21 protein-coding genes and 1 tRNA gene are annotated in these 23,397 nt (G+C 59.0%); 9 read left to right on the plus strand and 13 right to left on the minus strand.

Annotation, left to right across the window (positions count from 1 at the left end; all coding sequences use genetic code 11):
* The coding region (locus ACQRAP_RS04630) for a hypothetical protein (protein WP_427795019.1) at nucleotides 1-755 on the plus strand (755 nt) is incomplete at its 5' end.
* On the opposite strand, the gene ACQRAP_RS04635 is transcribed toward ACQRAP_RS04630, so the two are convergent.
* The 4 genes from ACQRAP_RS04635 to ACQRAP_RS04650 form a co-directional block, all read right to left on the minus strand.
* A complete protein-coding gene (locus tag ACQRAP_RS04635) occupies nucleotides 737-1,246 on the minus strand; it encodes a hypothetical protein (RefSeq protein WP_427729139.1) in 510 nt (169 codons plus the stop codon). The two genes, ACQRAP_RS04630 and ACQRAP_RS04635, sit on opposite strands and share 19 nt — an antisense overlap.
* An 84-nt stretch (nucleotides 1,247-1,330) precedes the next feature.
* A complete protein-coding gene (locus ACQRAP_RS04640) occupies nucleotides 1,331-1,702 on the minus strand; it encodes a plasmid mobilization protein (RefSeq protein ID WP_058985406.1) in 372 nt (123 codons plus the stop codon).
* A gap of 2 nt (nucleotides 1,703-1,704) precedes the next feature.
* Complete coding sequence (locus ACQRAP_RS04645; protein WP_427795055.1) at nucleotides 1,705-2,784, minus strand: tyrosine-type recombinase/integrase; 1,080 nt, start codon at nucleotides 2,782-2,784, stop codon at nucleotides 1,705-1,707.
* Nucleotides 2,765-2,971, minus strand: coding sequence for a hypothetical protein (locus ACQRAP_RS04650; RefSeq protein WP_024963414.1), 207 nt, complete (start codon nucleotides 2,969-2,971; stop codon nucleotides 2,765-2,767). Before ACQRAP_RS04650 ends, ACQRAP_RS04645 begins: the two co-directional genes overlap by 20 nt.
* A gap of 135 nt (nucleotides 2,972-3,106) precedes the next feature.
* Here ACQRAP_RS04650 and ACQRAP_RS04655 point away from each other — a divergent pair, with 135 nt between their 5' ends.
* Nucleotides 3,107-3,520 (plus strand): helix-turn-helix domain-containing protein, encoded by a 414-nt coding sequence (locus ACQRAP_RS04655; protein WP_427729137.1) that lies wholly within the window; start codon nucleotides 3,107-3,109, stop codon nucleotides 3,518-3,520.
* A gap of 505 nt (nucleotides 3,521-4,025) precedes the next feature.
* On the opposite strand, the gene guaA is transcribed toward ACQRAP_RS04655, so the two are convergent.
* Nucleotides 4,026-5,624: a glutamine-hydrolyzing GMP synthase gene (guaA, locus tag ACQRAP_RS04660; protein ID WP_427795020.1), complete on the minus strand. Its 1,599-nt coding sequence runs from the start codon at nucleotides 5,622-5,624 to the stop codon at nucleotides 4,026-4,028.
* A 268-nt stretch (nucleotides 5,625-5,892) separates the two neighbouring features.
* Here guaA and ACQRAP_RS04665 point away from each other — a divergent pair, with 268 nt between their 5' ends.
* Complete coding sequence (locus ACQRAP_RS04665) at nucleotides 5,893-6,906, plus strand: asparaginase (RefSeq protein WP_427795021.1); 1,014 nt, start codon at nucleotides 5,893-5,895, stop codon at nucleotides 6,904-6,906.
* 317 nt (nucleotides 6,907-7,223) lie between these two features.
* On the opposite strand, the gene ACQRAP_RS04670 is transcribed toward ACQRAP_RS04665, so the two are convergent.
* The 7 genes from ACQRAP_RS04670 to ACQRAP_RS04700 form a co-directional block, all read right to left on the minus strand.
* A complete protein-coding gene (locus tag ACQRAP_RS04670) occupies nucleotides 7,224-7,442 on the minus strand; it encodes a helix-turn-helix domain-containing protein (protein ID WP_427719445.1) in 219 nt (72 codons plus the stop codon).
* Between the two features lie 199 nt (nucleotides 7,443-7,641).
* Entirely contained in the window at nucleotides 7,642-7,848 is a 207-nt protein-coding gene (locus tag ACQRAP_RS04675; RefSeq protein ID WP_427795022.1) for a hypothetical protein, read from the minus strand.
* A gap of 69 nt (nucleotides 7,849-7,917) precedes the next feature.
* Entirely contained in the window at nucleotides 7,918-8,301 is a 384-nt protein-coding gene (locus ACQRAP_RS04680) for a DUF1648 domain-containing protein (protein WP_154517947.1), read from the minus strand.
* Nucleotides 8,302-8,312: 11 nt separating this feature from the next.
* Nucleotides 8,313-9,389, minus strand: coding sequence for a redox-regulated ATPase YchF (gene ychF / locus ACQRAP_RS04685; RefSeq protein ID WP_089572784.1), 1,077 nt, complete (start codon nucleotides 9,387-9,389; stop codon nucleotides 8,313-8,315).
* Nucleotides 9,390-9,503: 114 nt separating this feature from the next.
* Nucleotides 9,504-10,757 (minus strand): 4Fe-4S binding protein, encoded by a 1,254-nt coding sequence (locus ACQRAP_RS04690; RefSeq protein ID WP_154517950.1) that lies wholly within the window; start codon nucleotides 10,755-10,757, stop codon nucleotides 9,504-9,506.
* Nucleotides 10,758-10,908: 151 nt separating this feature from the next.
* Nucleotides 10,909-11,976, minus strand: coding sequence for a glycerol dehydrogenase (locus ACQRAP_RS04695; protein ID WP_427795023.1), 1,068 nt, complete (start codon nucleotides 11,974-11,976; stop codon nucleotides 10,909-10,911).
* A 152-nt stretch (nucleotides 11,977-12,128) separates the two neighbouring features.
* Entirely contained in the window at nucleotides 12,129-13,343 is a 1,215-nt protein-coding gene (locus ACQRAP_RS04700; protein ID WP_117794788.1) for an iron-containing alcohol dehydrogenase, read from the minus strand.
* 500 nt (nucleotides 13,344-13,843) lie between these two features.
* Here ACQRAP_RS04700 and ACQRAP_RS04705 point away from each other — a divergent pair, with 500 nt between their 5' ends.
* The 4 genes from ACQRAP_RS04705 to ACQRAP_RS04720 all read left to right on the plus strand — a co-directional run bounded on the left by ACQRAP_RS04705 (nucleotide 13,844) and on the right by ACQRAP_RS04720 (nucleotide 18,562).
* On the plus strand, nucleotides 13,844-14,920 hold the full coding sequence (locus ACQRAP_RS04705; protein ID WP_427795024.1) for a hypothetical protein: 1,077 nt from the start codon (nucleotides 13,844-13,846) through the stop codon (nucleotides 14,918-14,920).
* Nucleotides 14,920-15,963 (plus strand): hypothetical protein, encoded by a 1,044-nt coding sequence (locus tag ACQRAP_RS04710; protein ID WP_427729127.1) that lies wholly within the window; start codon nucleotides 14,920-14,922, stop codon nucleotides 15,961-15,963. The genes ACQRAP_RS04705 and ACQRAP_RS04710 overlap by 1 nt, the downstream gene beginning before the upstream one ends.
* A 45-nt stretch (nucleotides 15,964-16,008) precedes the next feature.
* Nucleotides 16,009-18,186 carry a MurT ligase domain-containing protein gene (locus ACQRAP_RS04715; RefSeq protein WP_427729125.1) on the plus strand — a complete coding sequence of 726 codons (2,178 nt, stop codon included), beginning with the start codon at nucleotides 16,009-16,011 and terminating at the stop codon, nucleotides 18,184-18,186.
* A 299-nt stretch (nucleotides 18,187-18,485) separates the two neighbouring features.
* Nucleotides 18,486-18,562 (plus strand) — tRNA-Glu (locus ACQRAP_RS04720).
* A 569-nt stretch (nucleotides 18,563-19,131) separates the two neighbouring features.
* Here ACQRAP_RS04720 and ACQRAP_RS04725 read toward each other — a convergent pair.
* Nucleotides 19,132-21,219, minus strand: a complete 2,088-nt coding sequence (locus tag ACQRAP_RS04725) for a glutamine synthetase III (RefSeq protein ID WP_427747551.1) — start codon at nucleotides 21,217-21,219, stop codon at nucleotides 19,132-19,134.
* A 514-nt stretch (nucleotides 21,220-21,733) separates the two neighbouring features.
* Here ACQRAP_RS04725 and ACQRAP_RS04730 point away from each other — a divergent pair.
* Complete coding sequence (locus ACQRAP_RS04730) at nucleotides 21,734-22,606, plus strand: methylenetetrahydrofolate reductase (RefSeq protein ID WP_427795025.1); 873 nt, start codon at nucleotides 21,734-21,736, stop codon at nucleotides 22,604-22,606.
* A complete protein-coding gene (locus ACQRAP_RS04735) occupies nucleotides 22,606-23,394 on the plus strand; it encodes a hypothetical protein (RefSeq protein ID WP_427747553.1) in 789 nt (262 codons plus the stop codon). Before ACQRAP_RS04730 ends, ACQRAP_RS04735 begins: the two co-directional genes overlap by 1 nt.
* The last annotated feature ends 3 nt before the right edge of the window (nucleotides 23,395-23,397 follow it).

A 23,397-nucleotide genomic window follows, 5' to 3' on the forward strand; every position in this document is an offset into this window, starting at 1 on the left:
CTTTAAGATACAGGGCCACAAAAAACGTTGAGACCTTGATTACGGAGTGTATGTCTTTCGTTATTGGGTATACGCTTTCTCGGTTTGGTTTTTTGTTTGAGGGTGAAAGCTTTTCTCATTATCCGAATCGTAATCTTCTCGAGAATAAGGACTATGTTATCGGGAAGTTATTGGAGGAACGCAATCGCTCGTTTCTTGACACAAAAATTGATCTGATTGATGCTCTCATTTCCTTTTTTAGTGGGACCAATATAGGCGGCCCATATTACTTGAAGCATTACTCGTTTGAAAAAATCTGGGAGAGCGCTGCCTTATCGTATTTACGTTCTCGTTTTCAGGGAGTTTGTAATGGACAACTTTGTTTGTCGGACTCGCCAACGGGACCTTCCGATTTTAATAAAGCATACTATGCGTTAAATATTGCAAGCCCCGGCCAAACCATGGAGCCAGATTACTATCTTTTAGACGATGGGTTGCAGTGCATCTTTGATGCCAAGTACTACTCTTCTGTTGACGATGTTGATTACAAGCAACTTGTGTATACGATGCTGCTTTCTCATTTAATCAACCCAAAAACCGGTGAGGAGTATTGCTTAGATACTTGTTCCGCATTGATCCTTCCGTCGGAAACGCGATCAAGCAGGCTGCATTTTAAAATTGATTCAAGTCAGGTTAACCTTCAAAATGGCCTGGAGATTTACGAGGAAAGACTGCCGGCAAGCGAAGTCCTTTACTACTACGTATCGATGATGTAAAGGCGATTTGCTTCAAAGATTATCCTCCCATTTCCAAGGTTAAACTCAGCTCGTTGTGCATCGTTGCTTGATGAGTCCAGTTTGAGCTTGAAAGAAATCAGGGTATTCCCAGTTAAATGCAAGGAACTATAGTCGAGTTGCCAGTAATAGCAATCTTGATTGAGTGGGACTGAATAACGGATTGCTCGAAGATCAAGAGCTTCCAATTGCATCTCTAAACAACCTGAACACCGATTAACTTTAAGCAGAACATCGCAGTTCTCAAATCGAAATAAAACGGCCTGAGGTTTCGCTTCACCGTTTGCGTAAGCGTTACAAAGGACGTAGGCCGCTACAAATTCCATCCCATACAGGTCTTCGAGCGTGGCGGATTCATTCTTCCCATAATCGTTCTTTTGATTGGGGATAACTAGCTTGGCGCGTCCAAAAGGATGCGCCAAGCTAGTTGGGCTGCTGATGGTTTCGGGCCTTACGCACGCATTGAAATTCATATGCCAAACCCCTGTCGTTGTGTATCAATGCCAGAAGAATTTTACGATGAGTACGATGGCACCTTGTCCCTACCAACGGACACCCTAGTATCTCTCAAGATCCCAAACACTTTCGTATTCTCGGTCGATATTGCTGGTGGTGTCTGCAGCTGGCGCAAGGCCGTCAAAGAACTTCGCCAGCAGTCCGATAGTTTCCTCCATTGAGGCGTCCAGCTCGCCTCCTGCGCGGATTCTGAGCAGTTGCTGGTATATTTCCGCCATTGCGTCTTTCAAGGCCTTGTAGACCCTCGTAGAGGGTCTTACGACTATCTCGTGATCCATCAGTTTGGCCATGATGAAATCTTGCTTGTCCATCCCGCTCAACTTGGCCAAATTGGTGATCCGCTCGTATTCCTCCGGGCTCACCCTGAAAGCCATGGTCTTCGACCTCTTGCGTGCAGAGTTGGGGCAGGGCATGGCTAGCCCTCCTTGGTGCACTCAAGAGCGTTGGCGATCTCGGTCTGTTTGTTCGGGAAGAGGTGGGCGTAACGGTAGGTGATATCGGTGCTCTCGTGGCCAACGCGATCAGCGATCGCCAACGCGGAGAAGCCCATCTCGATGAGCAGGGAGACATGGCTGTGCCTCAGGTCATGGACCCTGATCCTCTTGACTCCGGACTCCTTGCATCCGCACTCCATCTCGTGCGTCAGGTAGTACTTCGTCACGTCGAAGATGCGGTCATGGGGACCAAGGTCGTCTCTGAAGTCTTCCAGGTACTCCTTCATCTCCTCGGCGAGGAACTTGGGCATGGCGATCCTTCGCACGGAGTTCGGAGTCTTCGGGTCGGTGATGGTGTCGATGCCCTTCAAACGCTGATACGACTTCGTGATGCTGAGCTCCGAGGTCTCGAAGATGAAATCGGATGGGGTGAGGGCGAGGAGCTCTCCACAGCGGATACCTGTCCAGTAGAGGACCTCGAAAGCGTAAAAGGAAAGAGGTTTGTCCATGATGGCCTCCGAGAACCTCAGATACTCCTGCTTCGTCCAGAAGTTCATCTCTCCGCCTTTCTTCGAGCCCATCTTCGTTACCTTCCTGCACGGGTTGCCCGTCAGGTCGTAGTAGCGCTCGGCATGGTTGAAGATGGCGTTCAGCTGGTTGTTGATGGTTCTGAGGTAGGTGGCCGAGTACGGCTTCCCGTTGGCGTCCTTGTGGTCGATAAGCTGGTTCTGCCAGCGGACGACGTCGATGGGCTTGATCTCGGACATCCTCATCTTCCCGAAGAAGGGGATGATCTTGTCCTTGATCATGTACTCCTTGGTCAGCCAGGTGTGCTCCCTGATTCGAGGCTTGATCTCGGTGGCGTACACGTCGACGAAGTCCGCGAAGAGCATGTCCATGGTGCCGTTGTGGACAGCAAGGAAGTCCTTCTCCCACATGAGCGCCTCGAGCTCGGTGGCAAAGCCCCTCTTGACCTTGTGCCGCTTCGCGCCCCTGCCGTCGCGGTAGAAGCACTGGGAGTAGAACGTCCCGTTCTCGCTTCTATATACGGGCATCTTCATCACCGGCAAAGAATCTTGCCTCGAAGTGGTCGGAGCGGACGCGGCCCTTGACCACCGCGCGACCCTTCTTGATCTGCTCCTCGTTCATCTCCTGGATGATCTTGTAGGCGAACCCTTTCGACATGTTCAGCCTCTGTGCGACCTGCTCGGCGTTGAGCATGGTGGGCCTGTTTTCTTCCTGGTTCATTTGTCCTCCTAATATCGTACGATTACGTACGTTTGATATGAGCGAATCATAATCGTACGCTTTCGTACTGTCAAGAAATTGCGTACGTTTGCGTACGGTGCTAGAATTACGAGGTTTAGATTTTCAGGAGGGAAGATGACGACTGGCGAGAAGATCAGGTACTACCGCAAGCTGCGCGGGCTCTACCAGGGAGAACTGGGCGAGAGGATCGGCGTCTCGGAGGGTGCGATCCGCCACTACGAGACGGATTTCAGGACCCCCAAGCAGCCTCAGGTGGAGGCCATTGCCGAAGCCCTCGACATCTCCCCGCTTGCCCTGAAGGACTTCGGGGTAGAGAACGCCCGAGACCTCCTGGGCCTCCTTCTGCAGCTGGAGGACGAGTTCGGCATCGTGCCCGCTGAGGATGGCTCTGGTCTTTCTATCGACGCGTCTGCCGAGAAGGCGCCCAAGACGGCCCAGATGCTCAAGGCCTGGGCCGCAAAGCGAAACGAGCTGGAATCCGGAGAGATCACGCCGGAGGAATACGCCGACTGGAAGGCCAAATTCTAGGAGTAAATATTTACTGAAACGCGAGCAGGTGGCTTTACCCCCGCAATTGGGAGTGAAACACCTGCTTTTCTTATGCCCGAAACCCACCATTCGAAGTGGGTTAAAGCCGATAAAATCGCTTGGGGGAGTAATTTTTTACTCCCCATTGTTGACCTGCGGTTTTGCTGAAAAGCCACCATATTTCGCCCCGTTGAGTTTCAGTTGAGTTTTGGGGTCCGTTTTGCCCCACTGGGACAGGCGACTGGGACAATTTACTCCCCCAACAAACCTTTTACTCCCCGTCCGTGGGGTGCCGCCATGTCCGCCCTGTACGGCAATTAGGAGTAAAACTTCCTAAAACAGCAGGTCAAAGCATAAAAAATACCCCCGATTTCAAGTGGAAATCGGGGGTATCTCGCTCAATTTATTCCCCCAAGTTGCTGGGGGCTTTGCGTTTCTTCCGTACGCTGCGACACTCTGCGGTACTCAGCGGACGGAAATTCGACGCCTCGAAATAGCCTTTCGACTACTCCCACTCGATGGTCGCGGGCGGCTTGGACGTAATGTCGTAGCACACGCGGTTGGCGCCGGGGACCTCGGCAACGATGCGGCCGGAAATGCGGGCCAGCACATCGTAGGGCAGCTTGGCCCAGTCGGCGGTCATGGCATCACTGGATTCGACGGCACGCAGGATGATCGGGCGCTGATAGGTGCGCTCGTCGCCCATAACGCCAACGGACTTGATGTCGGGCAGGACCGCGAAATACTGCCAGCAGCTGTGCTCGGAGTTGCGCTCGCCGGTCTGCTCAAACAGGCGCTGGTTGTAGGCATCCAGCTCCTCGCGCACGATGGCATCGGCGTTTTTGAGGATCTCGAGCTTCTCCTTGTCGACCGCACCGATGATGCGGATGGCCAGACCCGGGCCCGGGAAAGGCTGACGGAACACGATATGACCCGGCAGGCCCAGTGCCAGACCAAGCGCGCGGACCTCGTCCTTAAAGAAGTGATCAAGCGGCTCAATGAGGTCGAAGTGTACGCCCTCGGGGAACGGGATCAGGTTGTGATGGCTCTTGATGGTGGCCGTCTTGCCGCCTGTCTTGCGAGCGCCGGACTCGATGATGTCGGGGTAGATGGTGCCCTGAGCCAGGTACTTGACCGGCTTGCCATCGATCTCGAGCTGCTGCGCCACGGCGAAGAACTCTTTCCAGAACTGAGTACCGATGATGCGGCGCTTCTCCTCGGGCTCGGTCACGCCAGCCAGAAGCTCGGCATAACGGTCCTCGGCGTGAACGTGGATAAAGTCGACATCGAACTGCTTGGTGAAGACCTCCTCCACCTGCTCGGGCTCGCCCTTGCGCAGCAGGCCGTGGTTGATGAACACGCAGGTCATCTGCTTGCCCACGGCGCGAGCGCCCAGCGCAGCCACGACGGAGGAGTCGACGCCACCGGACAGGGCCAGAATCACGCGGTCGTCGCCGACCTTCTCGCGGAACTCGGCCGTCATGGTCTCGACCAGGTTGTCCATGCTCCAGTTGGGCTCCAGACCGCAGATCTCAAACAGGAAGTTGCTCAGCAGCTGCTGACCGTACTCGGAGTGCTTGACCTCGGGGTGGAACTGCGTGGTGAAAATCTTGCGCTCGGGGCACTCCATGGCGGCAACCGGGCACACGTCGGTGCTGGCGGTAACGGTAAAGCCCTCGGGTACCTCGGAAACGGCGTCGCGGTGGCTCATCCACACGGTTTGCTTCATGGGCGTAGAGTTAAAGAGCTTGGCGCCGGCCGTGCGTGTGATGGTAGCGCGGCCGTACTCGCCCACCTCTGAGTGGCCGACCTTGCCGCCGAGCGTCACGGCCGTGATCTGATGGCCGTAGCAGAAGCCCAGGACGGGAAGGCCCAGGTCAAAGATGGCAGGATCGATGGACGGAGCGTCCTCGGCATACACGGAGGCCGGGCCGCCGGAAAGGATGAGCGCAGAGGCGTTCATCTCGCGAATCTCATCGGCCGAGATGTCGCAGGGAACAATCTCGGAATACACGTTGAGGTCGCGGACGCGACGGGCAATGAGCTGACCGTACTGCGCACCAAAGTCGAGTACGAGGACCTTTGCGGAAGCCTTTTGATCCATGGTTTCCCCCTCTTGTTGGCGGGGAGCCGATGCCCACCCGCGCGAATAAACGAGAATAACTTTCATAGTGTACACGTTATATGGGGTTTCTCGTCCCTCGCAGCCATCAGCGCACGGCAAACGCACGACCTGGGCCCCTATTTGACGGCAATTGAAGTGTTACCAAACGTTACAGATGATGTAATACGTTTGAACATTGGACACCCTGTGCCACAATACTGCCGAACGACTCCGCCTCTGGGGCGGCAAATACGATAGGAACACCAACATGAAGCGCATCCTTCTCATCGCCACGGGCGGCACCATCGCATCGACCGAGGACGGCAACGGCCTCTCCCCCGCCCTAACCGGTGAGGAACTCGCCCAGAGCGTCCCCGAGATCTCGGGCCTCTGCGAGCTCGACGTCGTGCAGCCCATGAACATCGACAGCACCAATATGCGCCCGAGTGACTGGATGCGGATCCGCGACGTCATCGTCGAGGGTTATGCTGACCACGACGGCTTCGTGATTCTGCACGGCACCGACACCATGAGCTACACCGCGGCGGCGCTTTCTTACCTGATTCAGGACAGCCCCAAGCCCATCGTGCTCACCGGCTCGCAAAAGCCCATGGGCAACCCCTTTACCGATGCCAAGCTCAATCTGTACCAGAGCCTGCTCTATGCGCTTGACGAGCATTCGCACGACGTCTCAATCGTGTTTGGCGGTGTGGCCATCGCCGGCACGCGCGCCCGCAAGCAGCGCACCATGAGCTTTAACGCGTTCATTAGCGTCAACTATCCGCCCATTGCCTACATCCGCAACGACCGCATCGTGCGCAACGGGCTCCACGGCACCCACCAGAATGAGAGCCCGGTTCGTTTCTACGACCGTATCGACCCGCGCGTGTTTGTCCTTAAGCTCACACCCGGCGTGAATCCAGGCATATTGGACGCCCTGACCGATAGCTACGACGCCGTAATTCTGGAGACCTTTGGCATTGGCGGTATTCCCGAGTTTGGCGAGTCCGGCGAGTCATTCCAGGAGGCGATTTTCCGCTGGGTCGATTCGGGTCGCACCGTCGTTATGACCACACAGGTCCCCGAAGAGGGCCTCGATCTGGGTGTTTATGAGGTCGGCCGTGCCTACGCCGACCATCCGGGTATTTTACGCGGCGACGATATGACCACCGAAACGCTCGTGGCCAAGACCATGTGGGCGCTCGGCCAGTCACGTGATGCGGCCGAGATTCAGCGCCTGTTCTACAGCCAAGTCAACCATGACCGCATCCCGATGGTGTAGCTAAAACAAAATCCGCCTCTTTGGGCCTTGTAGGGCACGTGGTACCTCTCGGAACGTGCAAAAAGCGGAGTTTTCAGCACCCGCCCCTTCCGGAAACGCTAAAACCGCTAGCTGTAAATCGCTTTTCGGTTCGATAGGCTCGTCCCACGCGTCTATTATTCCTCATAATAATGAATTTTGTGGAAAATCCAAAACAGCAAGCATCGTATTTGCGCCTTCGGTTGCTGTCAATTTATTGAGGGATGCTGAATACTCGGGTTTTTGCACGCCGCCGTCGGGGGGACCCGTTCAGCAAACGACAAATCTAGCAAAAACGCCTACTCAATGCCCTCGAGAAGCTCTGACACCGTCATGCCAAGCGCGGGCGCAAGTTTAAATAAAATCTCGAGCGTGCTGTTTGCCGTTCCGCTTTCGATTTGATCGAGATAAGGTCGGCTGATTCCAACCGCCACGCAAAAATCGACCTTGGAGATACCAAGGGCCTTGCGCGTCCGCTCGACTCGCTCGCCAAGAATCTGTTTCGCATGTTCGTTCATGCAGACGAGTTTGAAATGGAGCAAAACAAAAACGTAAACTATAGTTTACGTTTTGCCCAATATACAGGAGTTTTCTATGTCGGGTTCTTCGGTCCGCATGTACCGAGCCACGCTTCGCACAAACAGCGCACCGCCCAAGCTCGTCGTCGTTGAGGCAGAGTGCCTTTCGCCCGATGAGCGCACAGCATTTGCATTGCTATCAAGTCGCGTCGCCGCCGTTTTGGTCCCTTGCCCGGCGCAAGGTGAACTTGCCATCCAATGCCAAGCGCACGGCTGCACCCTTGACCAGGCCGTAGTAATAGCAACCAGCCGGCGTGGCCTGCCCCTTCTCTTGGAAGCCGGTATTGCGCTCTGCCTTCGCGGTGCCGGATACGAAAACGAGGCCGCCGCCGATGTGGTCTTTCAACCACGATCGAGCGGCGGCCTCGCAGCAGCCATCGAATATGCTTGCAGGCTCGTTGCCTAAAGGCGCAAGCTAAAAGCCCAGGCCAAAGCCTGTGCCGGTAATCGCCGAATACATAAAGTAGACGTTAATTACGTTGAGGAATGCGCCCGTGATGCAGCCGTTTCGCAGGTAGCGCTCGCACACGATGCGCGCCATGGCGGCGGAGTCCTCATTGTTCTTTGCCTGGCGTCCCGCCGTAAAGTACGTCGCCACGCTCAGCAGCAGGTTGAGTACCGGCAGCGCCAGCAGCTCGTAGCTCTTGCCCCAGCGCGTCACCTCGCCGGCGGCATTAAACTTTGTTGCCACCTCGGGACCAATGTTAGGGATTACAAACGCTGCGACCACCAGCGGAAGCACTGCAAGCACCAGCAGCGCGATGCCCATGTAGCCAGCTTTTTTTCCATATTTAAACATGCTCGCCGTCCTTACACGTTAAAGCGGAAGTGCACGACGTCGCCATCGGCCATGACATACTCTTTGCCCTCGATGCGCAGCTTGCCTGCAGCCTTGGCGCCTTGCTCGCCACCGAGCTCGATGTAGTCATCATAGCCAATGACCTCGGCCTTAATAAAGCCGCGCTCAAAGTCGGTATGGATGACACCGGCGGCCTGCGGGGCGGTCGCGCCCTGACGCACCGTCCAGGCCTTGACCTCCATCTCGCCAGCCGTAAAGAACGACTGCAGACCGAGCAGCTTGTAGGCTGCCTGCGCGAGCACGTCCAGGCCGGGCTGCTCCAGGCCCAGGCTCTCCAGGTAGTCGGCCGCATCCTCGGGATCGAGCTCGGAAAGCTCGGCCTCGATCTTGGCGCAGATCGGCAGTGGCTTGACGCCATCGATGGGCGCCAGGTCCTCGTTGAGCATGTCCTCGTCCACGTTGGCCACATACAAGATGGGCTTCATGGTGAGTAGGAACAGGCCCTTGGCAGCGGCGCGCTCCTCGTCGGTCATCTCCATGGACGCGGCGCGCTTGCCCTCGTTGAGCCAGGCGAGCAGGCGCTTGGCGACCTCAAACTTGGGCATGAGCTCCTTGTCGCGCTTGGCCTCCTTCTCGAGCTTAGGCAGCTGCTTCTCGAGCGTGCCCATGTCGGCCAGGATAAGCTCGGTCATGATGGTGTCGGCATCGCCGGCGGGATCGACGAACTCGCCCGTACGACCCACCTCACGCATGACGTTGGGATCCTTAAAATAGCGCACGACCTCGCAGATAGCGTCGGTCTCGCGAATGTTTGCCAAGAACTGGTTGCCCAGGCCCTCGCCCTCGTTGGCACCCTTCACCAGGCCCGCGATGTCGACAAACTCGACCGTAGCCGGCACAATGCGGCCAGGGTTGACAATGTCGGCGAGCTTTTGCAGGCGGCTATCGGGCACATCGACGATACCCACGTTGGGGTCGATCGTGGCGAACGGGTAGTTGGCGGCAAGGCCGGTCTTTTTGGTAAGCGCGGTGAACAGCGTCGACTTGCCCACGTTGGGCAGGCCCACGATACCGATGGAAAGGGACACGACAGCTCCTTTTGGTACAGGTACTTCAAACTGCATAAGTATAGCGCCGCCGCAGCATCCGGGCGAATCCGGACACCGCGGCGGCGCAAATGAAGCAGAGATTGGGGTAGCTGGCTAGTCCGCGAGCTTCTCCACCTGGTCGAGCATCTTGTCGAGCTTGGCCTTCGCCTCGGCTTTTACCTTTTGGGCCTCTTCGTGGGCTTTGGCCTTCTGAGCGGCCTTTTCCTCGGCTTCGGGGTCGACGACAACCAAGTTGGACGCATCGTGTTCGACCAGCTTGAGCGCATGTTCGGGACAAACCTTGACACAGGCGCCGCAGCCCAAGCAATATGTGGACTCCAACGCAAAGCGGCCGCTTCCCACCAAATCGCAGGCGAACGTGGGGCATACATTGACGCACTCGCCACACGATGTGCACTTGTCAAAATCGCACTCAGGAGTACTCACCTGCATGTTCTGGGCAAGCTCGGGATGGTTCTGCAGTGTCGAAAGCACCAGCTGCCGCCCATGCGTGAGCGAACGGCGACGCTTTGCCGTCGTGGTGCCGCACATGGTGTTGAGCGTGCGCTCCAGCTGGGTAATCTGATGGCGATGGGCCTTCAACTTCTGCGTCACCGAGGCCAGCGCCGCCGTCGCCGGGTTGAGCTTGGTCACCGTCAGACCCGTCGTGCGGGCAATCTTTTCCATGTACTCCTTGCGCTCGTACTCGCGGAGCTTATGGCACTTGAGGCTCTTGGGGTCGACCTCCAGGCCCATACCCGTGCCAGACCACTCCTCAGCCTTCGCAATCGCCTCGCCCAGGATATCCTCGCCACCGGTGTTGCGGCATTTATCGCACACGCCCAGGGGCAGGTACACGCTCACGTTGGGATAGTCCGCCAGTACCGAGAACCAGGTCTCGGCCGTAATATCGCCCACGCAGGCAACGACGACCTCGTTCTCGCGCGGCATGCGCTTGAGGGCGCGCGTGCAGGTAACGTAGGCGGTCTCGTGGCTCGTTGCCGCCGAGACAATGTCGTCATACAGGTTTTTGGGCGCCAGGCGCGGCGAGATGATTGCCTCGGTCGGACAGGCAGCGGCGCACAGGCCGCACTTGCGGCAGGAGTCGAGAATCTCGATGGAGTCTTCCTCGACCTCGATAGCGTTGACCGGGCACACATCCATGCACGCGGAGCAGCCGCTCTTTTCGTTTTTGCAGGTCAGGCACGGAATGGTGTTGCCGCGCGGACGCTCCTTATAGTCGGCGGGATTCCACTGCGGCGCCGACGGATCGAGCGCATCGGTCACGCCGCCAAGTGGGTTTTTAAGAAAGTCGAAACCCTTGCTGATCTCGATAATGTCATCAAACAGATCGTGTTCCTGCGCCATGCGCGGCCCCTCCCTGAGCAGTGCAAACAAGCAAGAGATAATGATACGCCATCGGCCCACGCCTCGGGCAAATTACATGCGGCGCATCATTGAGACAAATAGCCTATGGCCTATCGCCGCCTCGATTGCACAAGGTCAATCAAGCGCCAAGCTATGCCTCGCACATGAGCTGCACGAGCTTTTGTTTGGTCACCTTGGCCTGTTCGTTAGCCATATTGCGCTCGTTCTTAAAAGTTGCGTCCGCAACGCTCAGCAGGTCATCATCGGAAATCTCGCCAAGGCCCAGCTCCTCGAGTGTCGTCGGCAGACCAACGCGCCGGCAAAACTCGAGCACCTGATCAAGCTCGGGTGCGCGCTCCAAACGAAGCTGCACCACCAGGCCAAATGCCACGGCCTCACCGTGCATGGCCTTGCACTCGGGCAGAATCGTCAGGCCGTTGGCGATGGCATGGGCAAGCGCTAGGCCACCGCTCTCAAAGCCAACACCCGAGAGCAGAATATTGCACTCGATCAGGCGCTCAACCGCCGGCGATATACGACCCTTTTTAAGATCGCGCTTGGCAGCGACGCCGCACTCCATGAGTGTGTCATAGCAGGCACGAGCCGCAACCAAGGCCAAGTGTCCCGGCGCGCCACCGTGCTCGTTAGCGCCGTGCGCCGCGGCGCACGAACGCGCCTCGAAATACGTTGCCAGTGCGTCGCCCATGCCAGCGACCGTCATACGCAGCGGGGCTGCCGCGACCACGCCGGTATCGACCACAACCAAATCTGGATTCTTTTCGAGCATCAGATAGCGGTCGAACGACCCATCCTCGTGATACAGCACCGAAATCGCGCTGCACGGGCCGTCCATCGAAGCCGCCGTGGGGCATACGCACAACGGCAGCTCGGCATAAAACGCAACGGCCTTGGCGATGTCGAGCATCTTGCCACCACCGATGCCGACCACCATGTCGCAATACTCGGCCTGGGCTTCCTTGGCCATTTCGACAACGGCATCTTCCGTACACGGACCGTCATAAATCTTAAAGAACGGCTCGCTTAGATCTTCGTCCAGAAATCCATCGACGATCTGCCTGCACAGCCGATCCTCGGTGCCCTGGTCAAACAAGACATAGGCAGCACAGCCCAACCATGACAAATATCTGCCCTGACGCGAAAGTTCGCCCGGCCCCTGAACATACCGGCCGGGACCGCCATAAACCATAGGAAGCGCCATACGAGAATCCGCCCTTCATCAAACAACGATTGGTGCAAAGCCACCTGTCCCCTTGTGGCAACTTGGCGCATTGAGGACAGGTTAGATTGCACCATAGCAAAAAGGGTCCCGCGCACAGAGCGCGAGACCCTTATCAGAACAATGTGTGCCGATTAGAACGTGACCGGGGTGTCGGTGTAGACGCACTCGAGCAGCTGCTCCATCTCCTCCTGAGACGGCTGGCGCGGGTTGGAGCCCGTGCAGGCGTCGAGGATGGCGTTGGCGGCAACGTCGTGCTTCTTAGCCTCGAACTCATCGTAATCGATGATGGACTCGTCGGCCTTCACGCCCTTGGCACCGTAGTTCTTGATGCCCTGCGGGATGTCGAGCTTGTCGTTGAGGTCGCGAATCTCCTGGACCAGAGCCTCGACCAGCTCGTCCTCGGTCTCGCCGGCGAGGTGCAGGATCTCCTTGGCGATGAAGGCGTAGCGGCTCTTGGCGCGAGCGTCCTTGGCGTTGAACTGGATGACCTTGCCCAGGTACATGGCGTTGGCGCAACCGTGGATGATGTGGTCGCCCTCAAAGGCGGCACCGGTCTTGTGAGCCATGGAGTGGACAATGCCCAGCAGACCCGAGGAGAAGGCGATGCCGGCGATGCACTGGGCGTCGTGCATGTGCTGGCGGGCCTCATGATCGCCCTGATAGGACTTGGGCAGCCACTCGACGATCTCGCGGATAGCATGCAGGGCGTTGGCGTCGGTGTACATGGAACCAGCGGTGGAAACGTAGGCCTCGATGGCGTGAGTCAGAGCGTCCATACCAGTGTGAGCGCACAGCTTGGCGGGCATGGTGTAGGTGAGCTCGGGGTCGACGATGGCGACATCAGGGGTGATGTTGAAGTCGGCCAGCGGGTACTTGATGCCCTTGGCGTAGTCGGTGATGACGGAGAACGCGGTGACCTCGGTAGCGGTGCCGGAGGTAGAGGAGATGGCGCAGAAGTGAGCCTTCTGACGGAGCTCCGGGAAGGAGAACGGGACGACTGCCTCCTCGAAGGTCTCCTCGGGATACTCGTAGAACAGCCACATAGCCTTAGCGGCATCGATGGGCGAGCCACCGCCAATGGCGATAATCCAGTCGGGCTGGAACTCGGTCATGGCCTCGGCGCCCTTCATGACCGTCTCGACGGACGGATCGGACTCGACGCCCTCGAACAGCTTGACCTCGAAACCGGCCTCCTTGAGGTCGGCCTCGACGTCCTGCAAAAAACCGCCGCGGCGCATGGAGCCGCCGCCGGTCACGATGATGGCCTTGCTGCCCTTGAGGTTCTTCACCTCGTGGCGAGCGCCCTCACCAAAGTACAGATCGCGAGGATTGGTAAAACGTCCCATACTGTGCCTCCTAAACAAGCCCCTCTTAGACTTGCGTATATAACGGAGCACCCGATTGGCTCCGTTAGGACCGTTTCGCGCGTTGCCGGCGATGACAATGCGCGATGTCTAAACGTCTCAACGCTCAGACAAATAGTATTTTACCGTTCTGGTTGGTCAGTTATTTACCGAAAGCCGACAATGATGAAACGTTTTTTCTATCCCTGAAGACCCTTATGCGGCATTCATACTCCCAAGCTGGGCAAACGTTTTATCAAGCTTGACCACATATCCAGGGCAGGACTGTGCCCCTCCAAAAGACACACCGTTCGCCGCCAAAAATCGACCGTTTGCGGCACCGTGATACCACTCGGTCGTCCAAGGTGCCGACATTTGTGCGACATCCGTCTTCGTGGTGCAAAGGTGCATGTCCAAGTGCGGCACTCCCAATGTGCCTCATGCGGGTAAACTAGAACCTTATATAGAGACATTTGAACCCTAACCGCAGCAAAGGAGGCCCCATGGCATTCGATCCCATTCAAGAAGATTGCCATCGCCTCGTTCTTGAGGCCTTGCGCCGCGACAATATCCCGCTCACCGACGGCCCTGCCGTAGAGCGTCTGATGGAACAATTCACCCGCAACCCCGCGCCGCTCATCGTGCACGACCGCGACCGCGCCGGACATCTGATTGCCAAGGTAGTCGAGGCTGTCGACTACCGCATTCCCTTTATCCCTGACGATGCCCAGGCAGAGCAAGAAGAGACCGCTGCCGAAAACATGCTTCGCGAGGCAGCCGCACTCGACCCGACCAACTGGGACGCTCAGCGCATGTTGACCGCCCTCACCGCTAACTCCAACGAGGAGTACGTACAGTACTTGGTATCCAAGCGCGATGAAGTCGAGCACGACCTGGCACTCAAGATCGCCTCGGCGCAGGACCCCTACGAGCGCGAGGCCGCAGGCGACCTTACACGCCGCCCCTACCTGCGCTGGCTTGCCGCCCTTGCGTCGCGCGCCCTCATTAGCGGCCGCTACCGCCTGTCGCTCGAAACCGCAAACCGCAGCCTGGACTTTGCCCCCAACGATCCGGCCGGTGTCCGCCACACTGCGATGCTCGCCATGGCAAAACTCGAATACCCCGCCGAGGAGCTCAAACGCTTTCGCTCTGCCCACTCCGTCCCCTATCTTGCCAACACGCCGCTGCGCCGTCGTCCCAAGGACGCGGAGCGCGACTTAGACCCGTGGACGCTCATCGCGCTGATGAGCGCTGCCTGGCGCGAGCTGGACTACGAGGGCGCCGAACACTACTTGCGCATCCTTGCGCGCTCGTGCCCGCACGCAGCCGAGGCGCTTTACTTTCAAACCGAGTTTCCCGATGGCGTCTATGCCCGCGTCAACGTGGGCGTGGGCTCCACCGACGAGCTTGTCCTTGCGCTGTCCGAAGCGACGCCGGTACTGCAGGAGGGCTTGGGCGCCCCCGACAACGCCAGCTTTGCCGCCTGGGTCGCCACCAACGATATCGTGCGTTCCCAGATCGACGAGCGCATCCTGCGGGCGGCCGAGCAGGGCTTGCCGTTTAAGGGAGGAGACCTCTAATGGATCCGAGCGTCTACATCCCCGCCTACCTGGAGCGCGCCTACGTTGCGTCGCACCCCGAACTCACCGATGCAGCACGCGATCTTGTCCATAACGACGTAAGCGTCAACCCTCATAAGTATGCGCAGACCGAGCATGCCCAGGCACTGCTTTCCTATGCCGGTGTTCACCGCCACCTGCTCGACGAGCTCCATCGTATCGAGGATATGGGCAGCGATGAGGAGTTTGAGCAGACGCGCAACCGCCTGTTCGACGATATGCGCGATGAGCTGCTCAAGATCGTCCGCGTCGATGCGTATGTCTTCGATGCCCAGCTGCTTGCCATCATTTTGGCGGACACGCCCGTCGACGCCTGCCTGGGCGACCTGATGAAGCTCGAGGCGACCACAGCCGATTACTTACGGCAAAGCGTGCCCGGATTCGATATGGAGGCCCCGCACTACTGGACCAACAAGGTGCTGGCAGACGGCGTGACGGCGGCCGATCTCACCGTGAGCGAGCCGGCGCTTATCGGGTGGCTCCACACGCTCGAGGCCATCTCGCAGCTGTGCATGGCGAGCGCTCGCTACCGTGCTGCCGTCAACTATTCTCGCCGTGTTCTTAAGGCGGAAGGCTATCCCACCCGAGCTGCCGGCACCGTGCTACTCGCCCTCGCTCGTCTGGAAGACGAGGACGGCTTTTTTGCCCTGGCCCACCAGCTCGAGGAGCAGATGGGGGCCGATGTCCTCGAGAACTCCCCCTGGTACCTGCTCGCCCGCACGATCCTGCTGTTCAAAACGAACAAGATGCGCCCGGCGACACGCGCGCTGCGTGAGTTTGCCAACCGCTGCGAGGGCGGCGCGTTCTTTTTGCTGAACCCCATGTATCAGACGCCGTACCTTCCCTGCCGGCCCGAACCGCACGACCCCTGGGACCTTTCGCATCAGGCAGTTTGGGAGGCCGACGGCATCATCTCGGATACTCCCGACTTTGCCCCCTGGGCCAGCGCTTGCGAAGACGTATCGCAGCTTGCCCAGGAATTTGCGCGCCGTTACGGCTTTTAACGGCACGATCGCCATGACCATGTCATTCACGTTAGGAACGGCTTCATGAACTTCCGCTCATCTCTCGCCTGCACTTCGAGCGATATCGCCCGCTGGGGGCTGCGCTCCATCCTTAAGCGCCAGGGCGGCGTACTCCCCGGCCGTATCGCCATGAAGATCGACCCCGAGCTGCTAAGCGACCTCGCGAGCCTTGTCGACTGCAGCGTGGTGGTCACCGGCACCAACGGTAAGACCACCACCTCCAACCTCATCGCCGACGCCGTTGCCGCCAGCGGCGCCACCGTGGTATGCAACCGCGCCGGCAACAACATGGAGCCGGGCGTGGTGGGTGCCCTGCTCGAGGGCCGCAGCGATCTTAAGCGTGCCGCCAGCAGCAAGCGCGTAGGCGTCTTTGAGTGCGACGAGCTCTACACGGTGCGCGTCTTGCCCAAGCTCAAGCCGACCTACTTTGTGCTGCTCAACCTGTTCCGCGACCAGCTGGACCGCTACGGCGAGATCGACCACACCCAGGACGTCATAGCCCACGCGTTGGAGCTTTCGCCGGCAACGACGCTCATCTATAACGCCGACGACCCGCTCTGCGCCTCGATCGCCGCACGCGTCCCCAATGTGAGCATCGCCTTTGGCATCGACGGCGCCACGGGCACCGAGTCCGATCGCATTAGCGACTCGCGTTTTTGCTCGCAATGCAACGCGCCGCTGGAGTACGACTATGTGCAGTACGGCCAGCTCGGCGCCTATCATTGTCCTTCGTGCGGTTGGAGTCGCCCCGCGCTGGTCCGTCGCGTGACAGGCGTTGAGCTCGGCTGCGACGGCTACGGCTTTGACCTGACCTTTGGACCCGAGGCAAAAGCGCCCGCAACGCACATCGCCACACGCTACAACGGCCTGTACATGGTCTACAACGTTGCCGCCGCCTTCTTTGCGGCGCGCGAGTTGGGCGTGGACGCAGCGCATCTGCAGCCCACGCTCGATGCCTACGTCCCCGCCGGCGGACGCATGGGCCGCTGGGAAATCGCCGGCCGCACCGTCGAGGCAAACCTGGCCAAAAATCCCGTGGGCTTCGATCGCCAGATCCAGTCCATTAAAACGGCAGGCGGCAGACTCTGCGCCTTCTTCCTGAATGACAACGACGCCGACGGCCACGATGTCTCGTGGATCTACGACGTCGACTTCGAGCGCATCGCCGATACCCCAGGGCTTATCGCCTTTGCCGGGGGTACGCGCGCGCACGACATGCAGGTGCGCCTGAAGTACGCCGGCATCGACGCCGCCATCATCTCGAATATCGAGCAGGCGATCGGCGCCGTGGCAGATGAGGCAGCCGATGACACCTTCTACGCCGTCGCCAATTACACGGCATTCCCGCCGCTGGTCAAAGAGCTCGACGGACTTAAAGACGCCGATGCGAGCTCGGTTGCCTCCTGCGCCGTAACACGCACCGATGGCAGCGCCGTCCCCACCGATATTGCGCCGGTCGAGCTTCCGCGCCCGCTGCGCATCGTCTATCTGTATCCCGATGCCCTCAACCTCTATGGCGACGGCGGCAACGTCATCGCCCTCGAGCGCCGCTGCGCCTGGCGCGGCATTCCCGCGCGCGTGGACGAGGTCCGCATGGGCGAGACGCTCGATCTTACCGACGCCGACATCGTCATGATGGGCGGCGGTGCCGACCGCGATCAGTTGGCTGTGGCACACGAGCTGCTCGCTCAAAAGGACAAGGTTGCGACATATGTTGAGGACGGCGGCTCGTTGCTCGCTATCTGCGGCAGCTATCAGCTGCTCGGTCGTTCGTACTATATGGGCGAGAATCGCATCGAGGGTCTAGGTGTCATCGCCGCCGAGACCGTGCGCGGCTCCGACCGCCTGATAGGCAACGTCGCCGTCAAGACCGACCTGGCACCCGAGCCCTTTGTGGGGTTCGAGAACCACGGCGGCCGCACCCTGCTCGATGCAGAGGCCACGCCGCTCGGAACATCTGTCGTCACGGGCACCGGCAACAACGGCGACGACGGCTTTGAGGGCCTCATCTACAAGGGCGTCATCGGCACGTACCTACACGGACCGGCACTGCCCAAGAACCCCGAGCTCGCCGACTGGCTCATCGCCCATGCCCTCGAGCGCCGTGGCGATGCACAGGCCGCCGCCCTGCTGCCGCTCAAGCCCCTCGACGACACCTACGAGCACGCCGCCCACGACGCCGCGATGAAGCTCCTCCCCTAACGCCCCGCCACCACAAAGGGACAGGCATCTTTGTGGTGGTTTTGACCCGTCCCAGCGGTTTGTCTCAATCTGTAACATCTAGACCACCAAAGGTCGTCTTACTGTTACAGATTGAGACGTTCGTCCCGACGCCTGCATTTTGTCTCAATCTGTAACAGATAAGGCCGATTTACCCGCCCAGATGTTATAGATTGAGATTTTTGAAGATCGGGGGGAGAGGGCCAGCTCCTGTGTGGTGGTTTTCCAGTTTGCCAACGATATACGCGCCGACAAAAAAGTCTGCTATACTCTTTCCCGCTGTCCCCATCGTCTAGCGGCCAAGGACGCCACCCTTTCAAGGTGGATATCGCGGGTTCGAATCCCGCTGGGGGCACCATTTGAAACGAGAAGCCCGTTACCCCCGCGGTGACGGGCTTTTTTCTACCCATATGCCGGGATTCGAACCCGACAGGGTGCGGAGCTGAGGAAACGCGAAGCGTTTTCCAGCGCAGCACGCAAGGAGCGAAGCGACGCAGCGAAGGCGGGCGGCGCCAGCCGCACGCGGACATCCCGCTGGGGGCACCATTTGAAACGAGAAGCCCGTTACCCCCGCGGTGACGGGCTTTTTTCTACCTAACGCCGGGATTCGAACCCGACAGGGTGCGGAGCTGAGGAAACGCGAAGCGTTTTCCAGCGCAGCACGCAAGGAGCGAAGCGACGCAGCGAAGGCGGGCGGCGCCAGCCGCACGCGGATATCCCGCTGGGGGCACCATTTGAAACGAGAAGCCCGTTACCCTCGCGGTGGCGGGCTTTTTTCTACCCCAACGCCGGGATTCGAACCCGACAGGGTGCGGACCCCGGCAAATCGGCGGCAAAACGGACTCCAAAGCGTCCTTCGCATCAAAAAGCCGGGGCCCGCGCGATGCGGACCCCGGCTTAATACCGTGACGATATGTTGGCTATGCCCTACACGTAGAACAGGATGTCATCGTAGGTCGGGACCGGCCAGTAGTCGGCGGCCACGATCTCCTCCATGGCATCCACGGAGGCACGCAGCGTATCCATAGCGGGAACGACCTCGTGTGCATACACATTGGCCTGCTCCTGGCCATTGAGAGCCTCGGCCTTCTGATGCACGGCGTCGAGCGCCTTGATGGAGTCGTTGATGGCGGTGATACCGTTGCAGAGCTTGTTGAGCGTGTTCTGCTCGCACTGCATGGCGGCCTCAGCACCGGCGGCACGAATTGTCTCAAGGCCCTTAGCGACCTTGGTGGCATAGGCGGTGATGACCGGACGATAGGTACGACGTGCCTCGCGAATCATCGTGGTAGCCTCGATGTTCATGAGCTTGTTGTACTTCTCGAGCTTGCAGTCGTAGCGGCACTGTGCCTCGGCCTTGGTCAGAACGCCCGTCTCCTCAAAGAGCGCGATAGCCTTATCGGAAACAAAAGCGGGAAGAGCGTCGGCCGTGGTCTTGTTGTTGGCAAGGCCGCGCTTCTCGGCCTCGATGGGCCACTCGTCGGAGTAACCGTCGCCGGAGAACAGGATGCGCTGGTGATCGGTCAGCACCTTCTTACAGTACTCGAGCGCGGCGTCCTGGAACTTATCCTCGGGCGTACCCTCGAGTGCATCGGCGAAGGACTTGAGCGACTTGGCCACGGCGGCATCGAGCACCAGGTTGGAGTCGGAGACGTTCTGCTCGGAGCCGCAGGCACGGAACTCGAACTTGTTGCCGGTGAAGGCGAACGGAGAGGTGCGGTTGCGGTCGGTGTTGTCCTGCATCAGCTTGGGCAGGGTATCGGCGCCCAGGTCGAGCACGCCGCGCGTGGCATGGACGGAAGCCTTGCCATCGATGATCTTCTCGACGACCTCGGTAAGCTGGTCGCCCAGGAAGATGGACATAATCGCCGGAGGAGCCTCGTTGGCGCCCAGACGATGGTCGTTGCCGGCCGAGGCAACGGAGGCACGCAGGAGCTCCTGATAGTTATCGACGGCCTCGATCACCGCGGTGAGGAAGACGATGAACTGCAGGTTGTCGAGCGGGGTGTCGCCCGGATCGAGCAGATTCTCGGACTCGGTGCCAAGCGACCAGTTATTGTGCTTGCCCGAACCGTTGATGCCCTCGAAGGGCTTCTCGTGCAGCAGGCAGACCAAATCGTGGCGGGAGGCGATGAGCTTCATCTTCTCCATCATGACCAGATTCTGGTCGATGGCCTCGTTGACCTCGCCATAGACGGGGGCGAGCTCATGCTGGCAGGGAGCGACCTCGTTGTGTTTGGTCTTGGCGGGAATGCCAAGCGCCCACAGCTCATCGTCCAGGTCCTTCATATAGGCCGAGACGGTGGGGCGGATAGCGCCAAAGTAGTGCTCCTCGAGCTCCTGGCCCTTGCAGGGAGCAGCACCAAAGAGGGTGCGGCCGGTGATAACCAGGTCCCTGCGCTTGCGGTAAGCGTCCTTCTTGATCAGGAAGTACTCCTGCTCATCGCCCACGGAAGGAACGACCTTCTTGGGGGTCTTACCAAACAGCGCCAAAACGCGCTTGGACTCACGCGAGAGCGCGGTCATGGAGCGCAGCAGCGGGGTCTTCTTGTCCAGGGCCTCGCCCGTGTAGGAGCAGAAAGCCGTGGGGATGCACAGGACATCGTCCTTGATAAAGGCGGGGCTGGTGGGATCCCAAGCGGTATAGCCGCGGGCCTCGAAGGTGGCACGCAGGCCGCCGTTGGGGAAGCTGGAGGCGTCCGGCTCGCCCTGGATGAGGTTCTTTCCCGTAAACTTGGTAATAGCGGTGCCGTCGTGGTTGGGTTCGAGGAAGCTGTCGTGCTTCTCGGAAGTAATGCCCGAAAGCGGCTGGAACCAGTGCGCGTAGTGCGTCGCGCCCTTGGAGATGGCCCAAACCTTCATGGCATGGGCAACGGCGTTGGCCACATCCAGGTCGAGCGGCTCACCGTCCTCGAGGGTTGCAGCAAGGCGTTTCCAAATGTCCTTGGGGAGGTAGTCCTTCATGACTTCCTCAGAGAACACCATGGTCCCGAAGCGGTCAGTAAGTTCGGCCATACGGAACTCCCTTCGTATCGGCACCGCGTGAGAAGCGGTGTTGATTACTAACGAACGAGTCATAGCTTAGACTCGCCGTGTTTCCGCGACATTACCGTTATGTTGCCGTCGCGAAACTAATCAATGAGGTTACCGCATCGCGGCGATGTTGCCACCCTCAACAGTCAATCAACTGTATAAATTGCAGACCTCTCCGCATGGTTTACGGGTAGTCTTTTTGGGACGGGGCTTTTTTAGCTGCCCTATTTAAATTTAGCTGCCCTATTTAAATATGGTCTCAAGCTTTGGAGGCGCCGGATTGGGTAGCTAAAAAAGCCCCGTCCCAAAAAGACTACCCTGCGTACCTGGTTGATGGGGTAAAAAAGCTCCAAATTAGCTACGCTGTTATAGGGAATGCCGATAGCGAAACATCTTCGATTGATATTTCCAAATAGCGAGTAAAACTCCACCGTAGCGCAGCGGTGCTGTAGAATCCTTACAACACATCACGCTAATGTATCTAAAGGAGCACGACATGCGCGTCGACGAGGTTTTTAAGCAGGCAGCATCCCAGGGCACCACGCCCGTTTCGTTTGAGATGTTCCCGCCCAAGGGCGAGCTTACCCTCGACACGGCTCGCGAGGTGGCTGGCAATCTGTGCAAGCTTTCGCCGAGCTTTGTCTCAGTCACCTGCTCGGCCGGCGGCTCGGGCAACGGCGCCACCACCGCCCCCATCGCGCATATGATTACGAGCGAATTCGATACGCCCTCGGTGGCGCACCTCACCTGCGTTGGCCGCACGCATGCCGATATCGCTGCCAAGATCGACGAATACCGCTCCGCCGGCGTAGAAAATGTGCTGGCCCTGCGTGGCGATCTTCCCGCCGGCGCGAGCGAGGATGACAAGCCCGCCTCGGACTACGCCTACGCCCGCGATCTCATCCCCGAGCTCGTCGACGCCGGCTTTTGCGTGGGCGCCGCAGCCTACCCCGAAGGCCACATTGCCTGTGAGAACCTCAACCTCTCGGTCGAATATCTCAAACAAAAGCAGGACGCCGGCGCGAGCTTCTTTGTGACGCAGCTCTTTTTTGATAACGAGTGCTTCTACCGTTTTCGCGAGCTTGCCGACAAGGCCGGTATCACTGTGCCCATTACCGCGGGCATCATGCCGTTTATGGGCAAGTCGCAGATCAGCCGCATGGTCTTTATGTGCGGCGCGTCGCTGCCCTCCCCCGTCATCAAGATTCTCGCCAAGTACGAGCATGACCCCGAGAGCCTGCAGGCAGCCGGTGTAGATTATGCAGCCCGCCAGCTTTGCGACCTTAAGGAGCACGGCGCCGACGGCCTGCACCTGTACACTATGAATCGTCCTGCGATCGCCGCAACCATTATGGAGCGCCTGGGGTAATGGAAAAACCGCACATCGATACAGCTTTTGGTGAAGTGCCGGCCGACCTTGCGTCGCCGGCGCTCTACCGTATCGATGATGCCCACCATCCCCGCGTCGATCGTGCCGAGATGCTGCGGTATCTGGGTTACGGCGGCCAGCAGATTGAGCCCGAGCTGTCGCAGCGTATTGAGCTTGTCGTTGAACGTTTGGAACTGGACATTGAGCCCCGTGGCGTGCGCCGCGTATTTGCCGTCGATGCCATGGGCGTGGACGAGCAGGGAGAGCCCAACATCCGTCTGGTTGGAACCAACGTTGAGCTGCGCGGTCGCGATATCTATCGACATCTCAAAGACGCCCGCTTTGCCGCGCTCATGGCATGCACCCTCGGCATGGACGCCGAGCGTCGTCTGCGCACCACGGGAACCCAGCAGCCCCTAGAGGGAGCCGTGCTCGATGCCGCGTGCTCCGCCTATGTGGAAGCTGCCGTCGAGCAGATGGACCAGCAGGTCAAGGCTGCGGCCGCCGCACACGGACTCGCCGGTAACTGGCGCTTCAGTCCCGGCTACGGCGACTGCCCGCTTACGGCTCAGCGTTCAATCGTGGCTGCACTCAACGCCACGCGGCTCATTGGGCTTACCGTCACACCTACCAGCCTGCTCATGCCCACCAAGAGCGTGACCGCGGTGATCGGCCTGTTTGACGGCGAGGTCCACGACGCCCAGAGTCGCCCCACCTGCAATATCTGCCGCATGCGCGAGCACTGCCGCTTCCGCGCCGCCCACACCACCTGCTATTCCAGCCATTAGGAG

Origin of the sequence: Collinsella sp. SGI.180 (assembly GCF_050313455.1) — a bacterium.
GTDB lineage: Bacteria > Actinomycetota > Coriobacteriia > Coriobacteriales > Coriobacteriaceae > Collinsella.

Bases quoted from the DNA above. Each gene is read 5' to 3' on its own strand.
- ACQRAP_RS04640 (WP_058985406.1), bottom strand. From the start codon at position 1,702: ATGCCCTGCCCCAACTCTGCACGCAAGAGGTCGAAGACCATGGCTTTC.
- ACQRAP_RS04680 (WP_154517947.1), bottom strand. From the start codon at position 8,301: ATGTTTAAATATGGAAAAAAAGCTGGCTACATGGGCATCGCGCTGCTG.
- ACQRAP_RS04635 (WP_427729139.1), bottom strand. From the start codon at position 1,246: ATGAATTTCAATGCGTGCGTAAGGCCCGAAACCATCAGCAGCCCAACT.
- ACQRAP_RS04715 (WP_427729125.1), top strand. From the start codon at position 16,009: ATGAACTTCCGCTCATCTCTCGCCTGCACTTCGAGCGATATCGCCCGC.
- ACQRAP_RS04690 (WP_154517950.1), bottom strand. From the start codon at position 10,757: ATGGCGCAGGAACACGATCTGTTTGATGACATTATCGAGATCAGCAAG.
- ACQRAP_RS04655 (WP_427729137.1), top strand. From the start codon at position 3,107: ATGACGACTGGCGAGAAGATCAGGTACTACCGCAAGCTGCGCGGGCTC.
- guaA (WP_427795020.1), bottom strand. From the start codon at position 5,624: ATGGATCAAAAGGCTTCCGCAAAGGTCCTCGTACTCGACTTTGGTGCG.
- ACQRAP_RS04665 (WP_427795021.1), top strand. From the start codon at position 5,893: ATGAAGCGCATCCTTCTCATCGCCACGGGCGGCACCATCGCATCGACC.
- ACQRAP_RS04725 (WP_427747551.1), bottom strand. From the start codon at position 21,219: ATGGCCGAACTTACTGACCGCTTCGGGACCATGGTGTTCTCTGAGGAA.
- ACQRAP_RS04670 (WP_427719445.1), bottom strand. From the start codon at position 7,442: ATGAACGAACATGCGAAACAGATTCTTGGCGAGCGAGTCGAGCGGACG.
- ACQRAP_RS04735 (WP_427747553.1), top strand. From the start codon at position 22,606: ATGGAAAAACCGCACATCGATACAGCTTTTGGTGAAGTGCCGGCCGAC.
- ACQRAP_RS04730 (WP_427795025.1), top strand. From the start codon at position 21,734: ATGCGCGTCGACGAGGTTTTTAAGCAGGCAGCATCCCAGGGCACCACG.
- ACQRAP_RS04650 (WP_024963414.1), bottom strand. From the start codon at position 2,971: ATGAACCAGGAAGAAAACAGGCCCACCATGCTCAACGCCGAGCAGGTC.
- ACQRAP_RS04695 (WP_427795023.1), bottom strand. From the start codon at position 11,976: ATGGCGCTTCCTATGGTTTATGGCGGTCCCGGCCGGTATGTTCAGGGG.
- ACQRAP_RS04700 (WP_117794788.1), bottom strand. From the start codon at position 13,343: ATGGGACGTTTTACCAATCCTCGCGATCTGTACTTTGGTGAGGGCGCT.
- ACQRAP_RS04710 (WP_427729127.1), top strand. From the start codon at position 14,920: ATGGATCCGAGCGTCTACATCCCCGCCTACCTGGAGCGCGCCTACGTT.
- ACQRAP_RS04645 (WP_427795055.1), bottom strand. From the start codon at position 2,784: ATGAAGATGCCCGTATATAGAAGCGAGAACGGGACGTTCTACTCCCAG.
- ACQRAP_RS04705 (WP_427795024.1), top strand. From the start codon at position 13,844: ATGGCATTCGATCCCATTCAAGAAGATTGCCATCGCCTCGTTCTTGAG.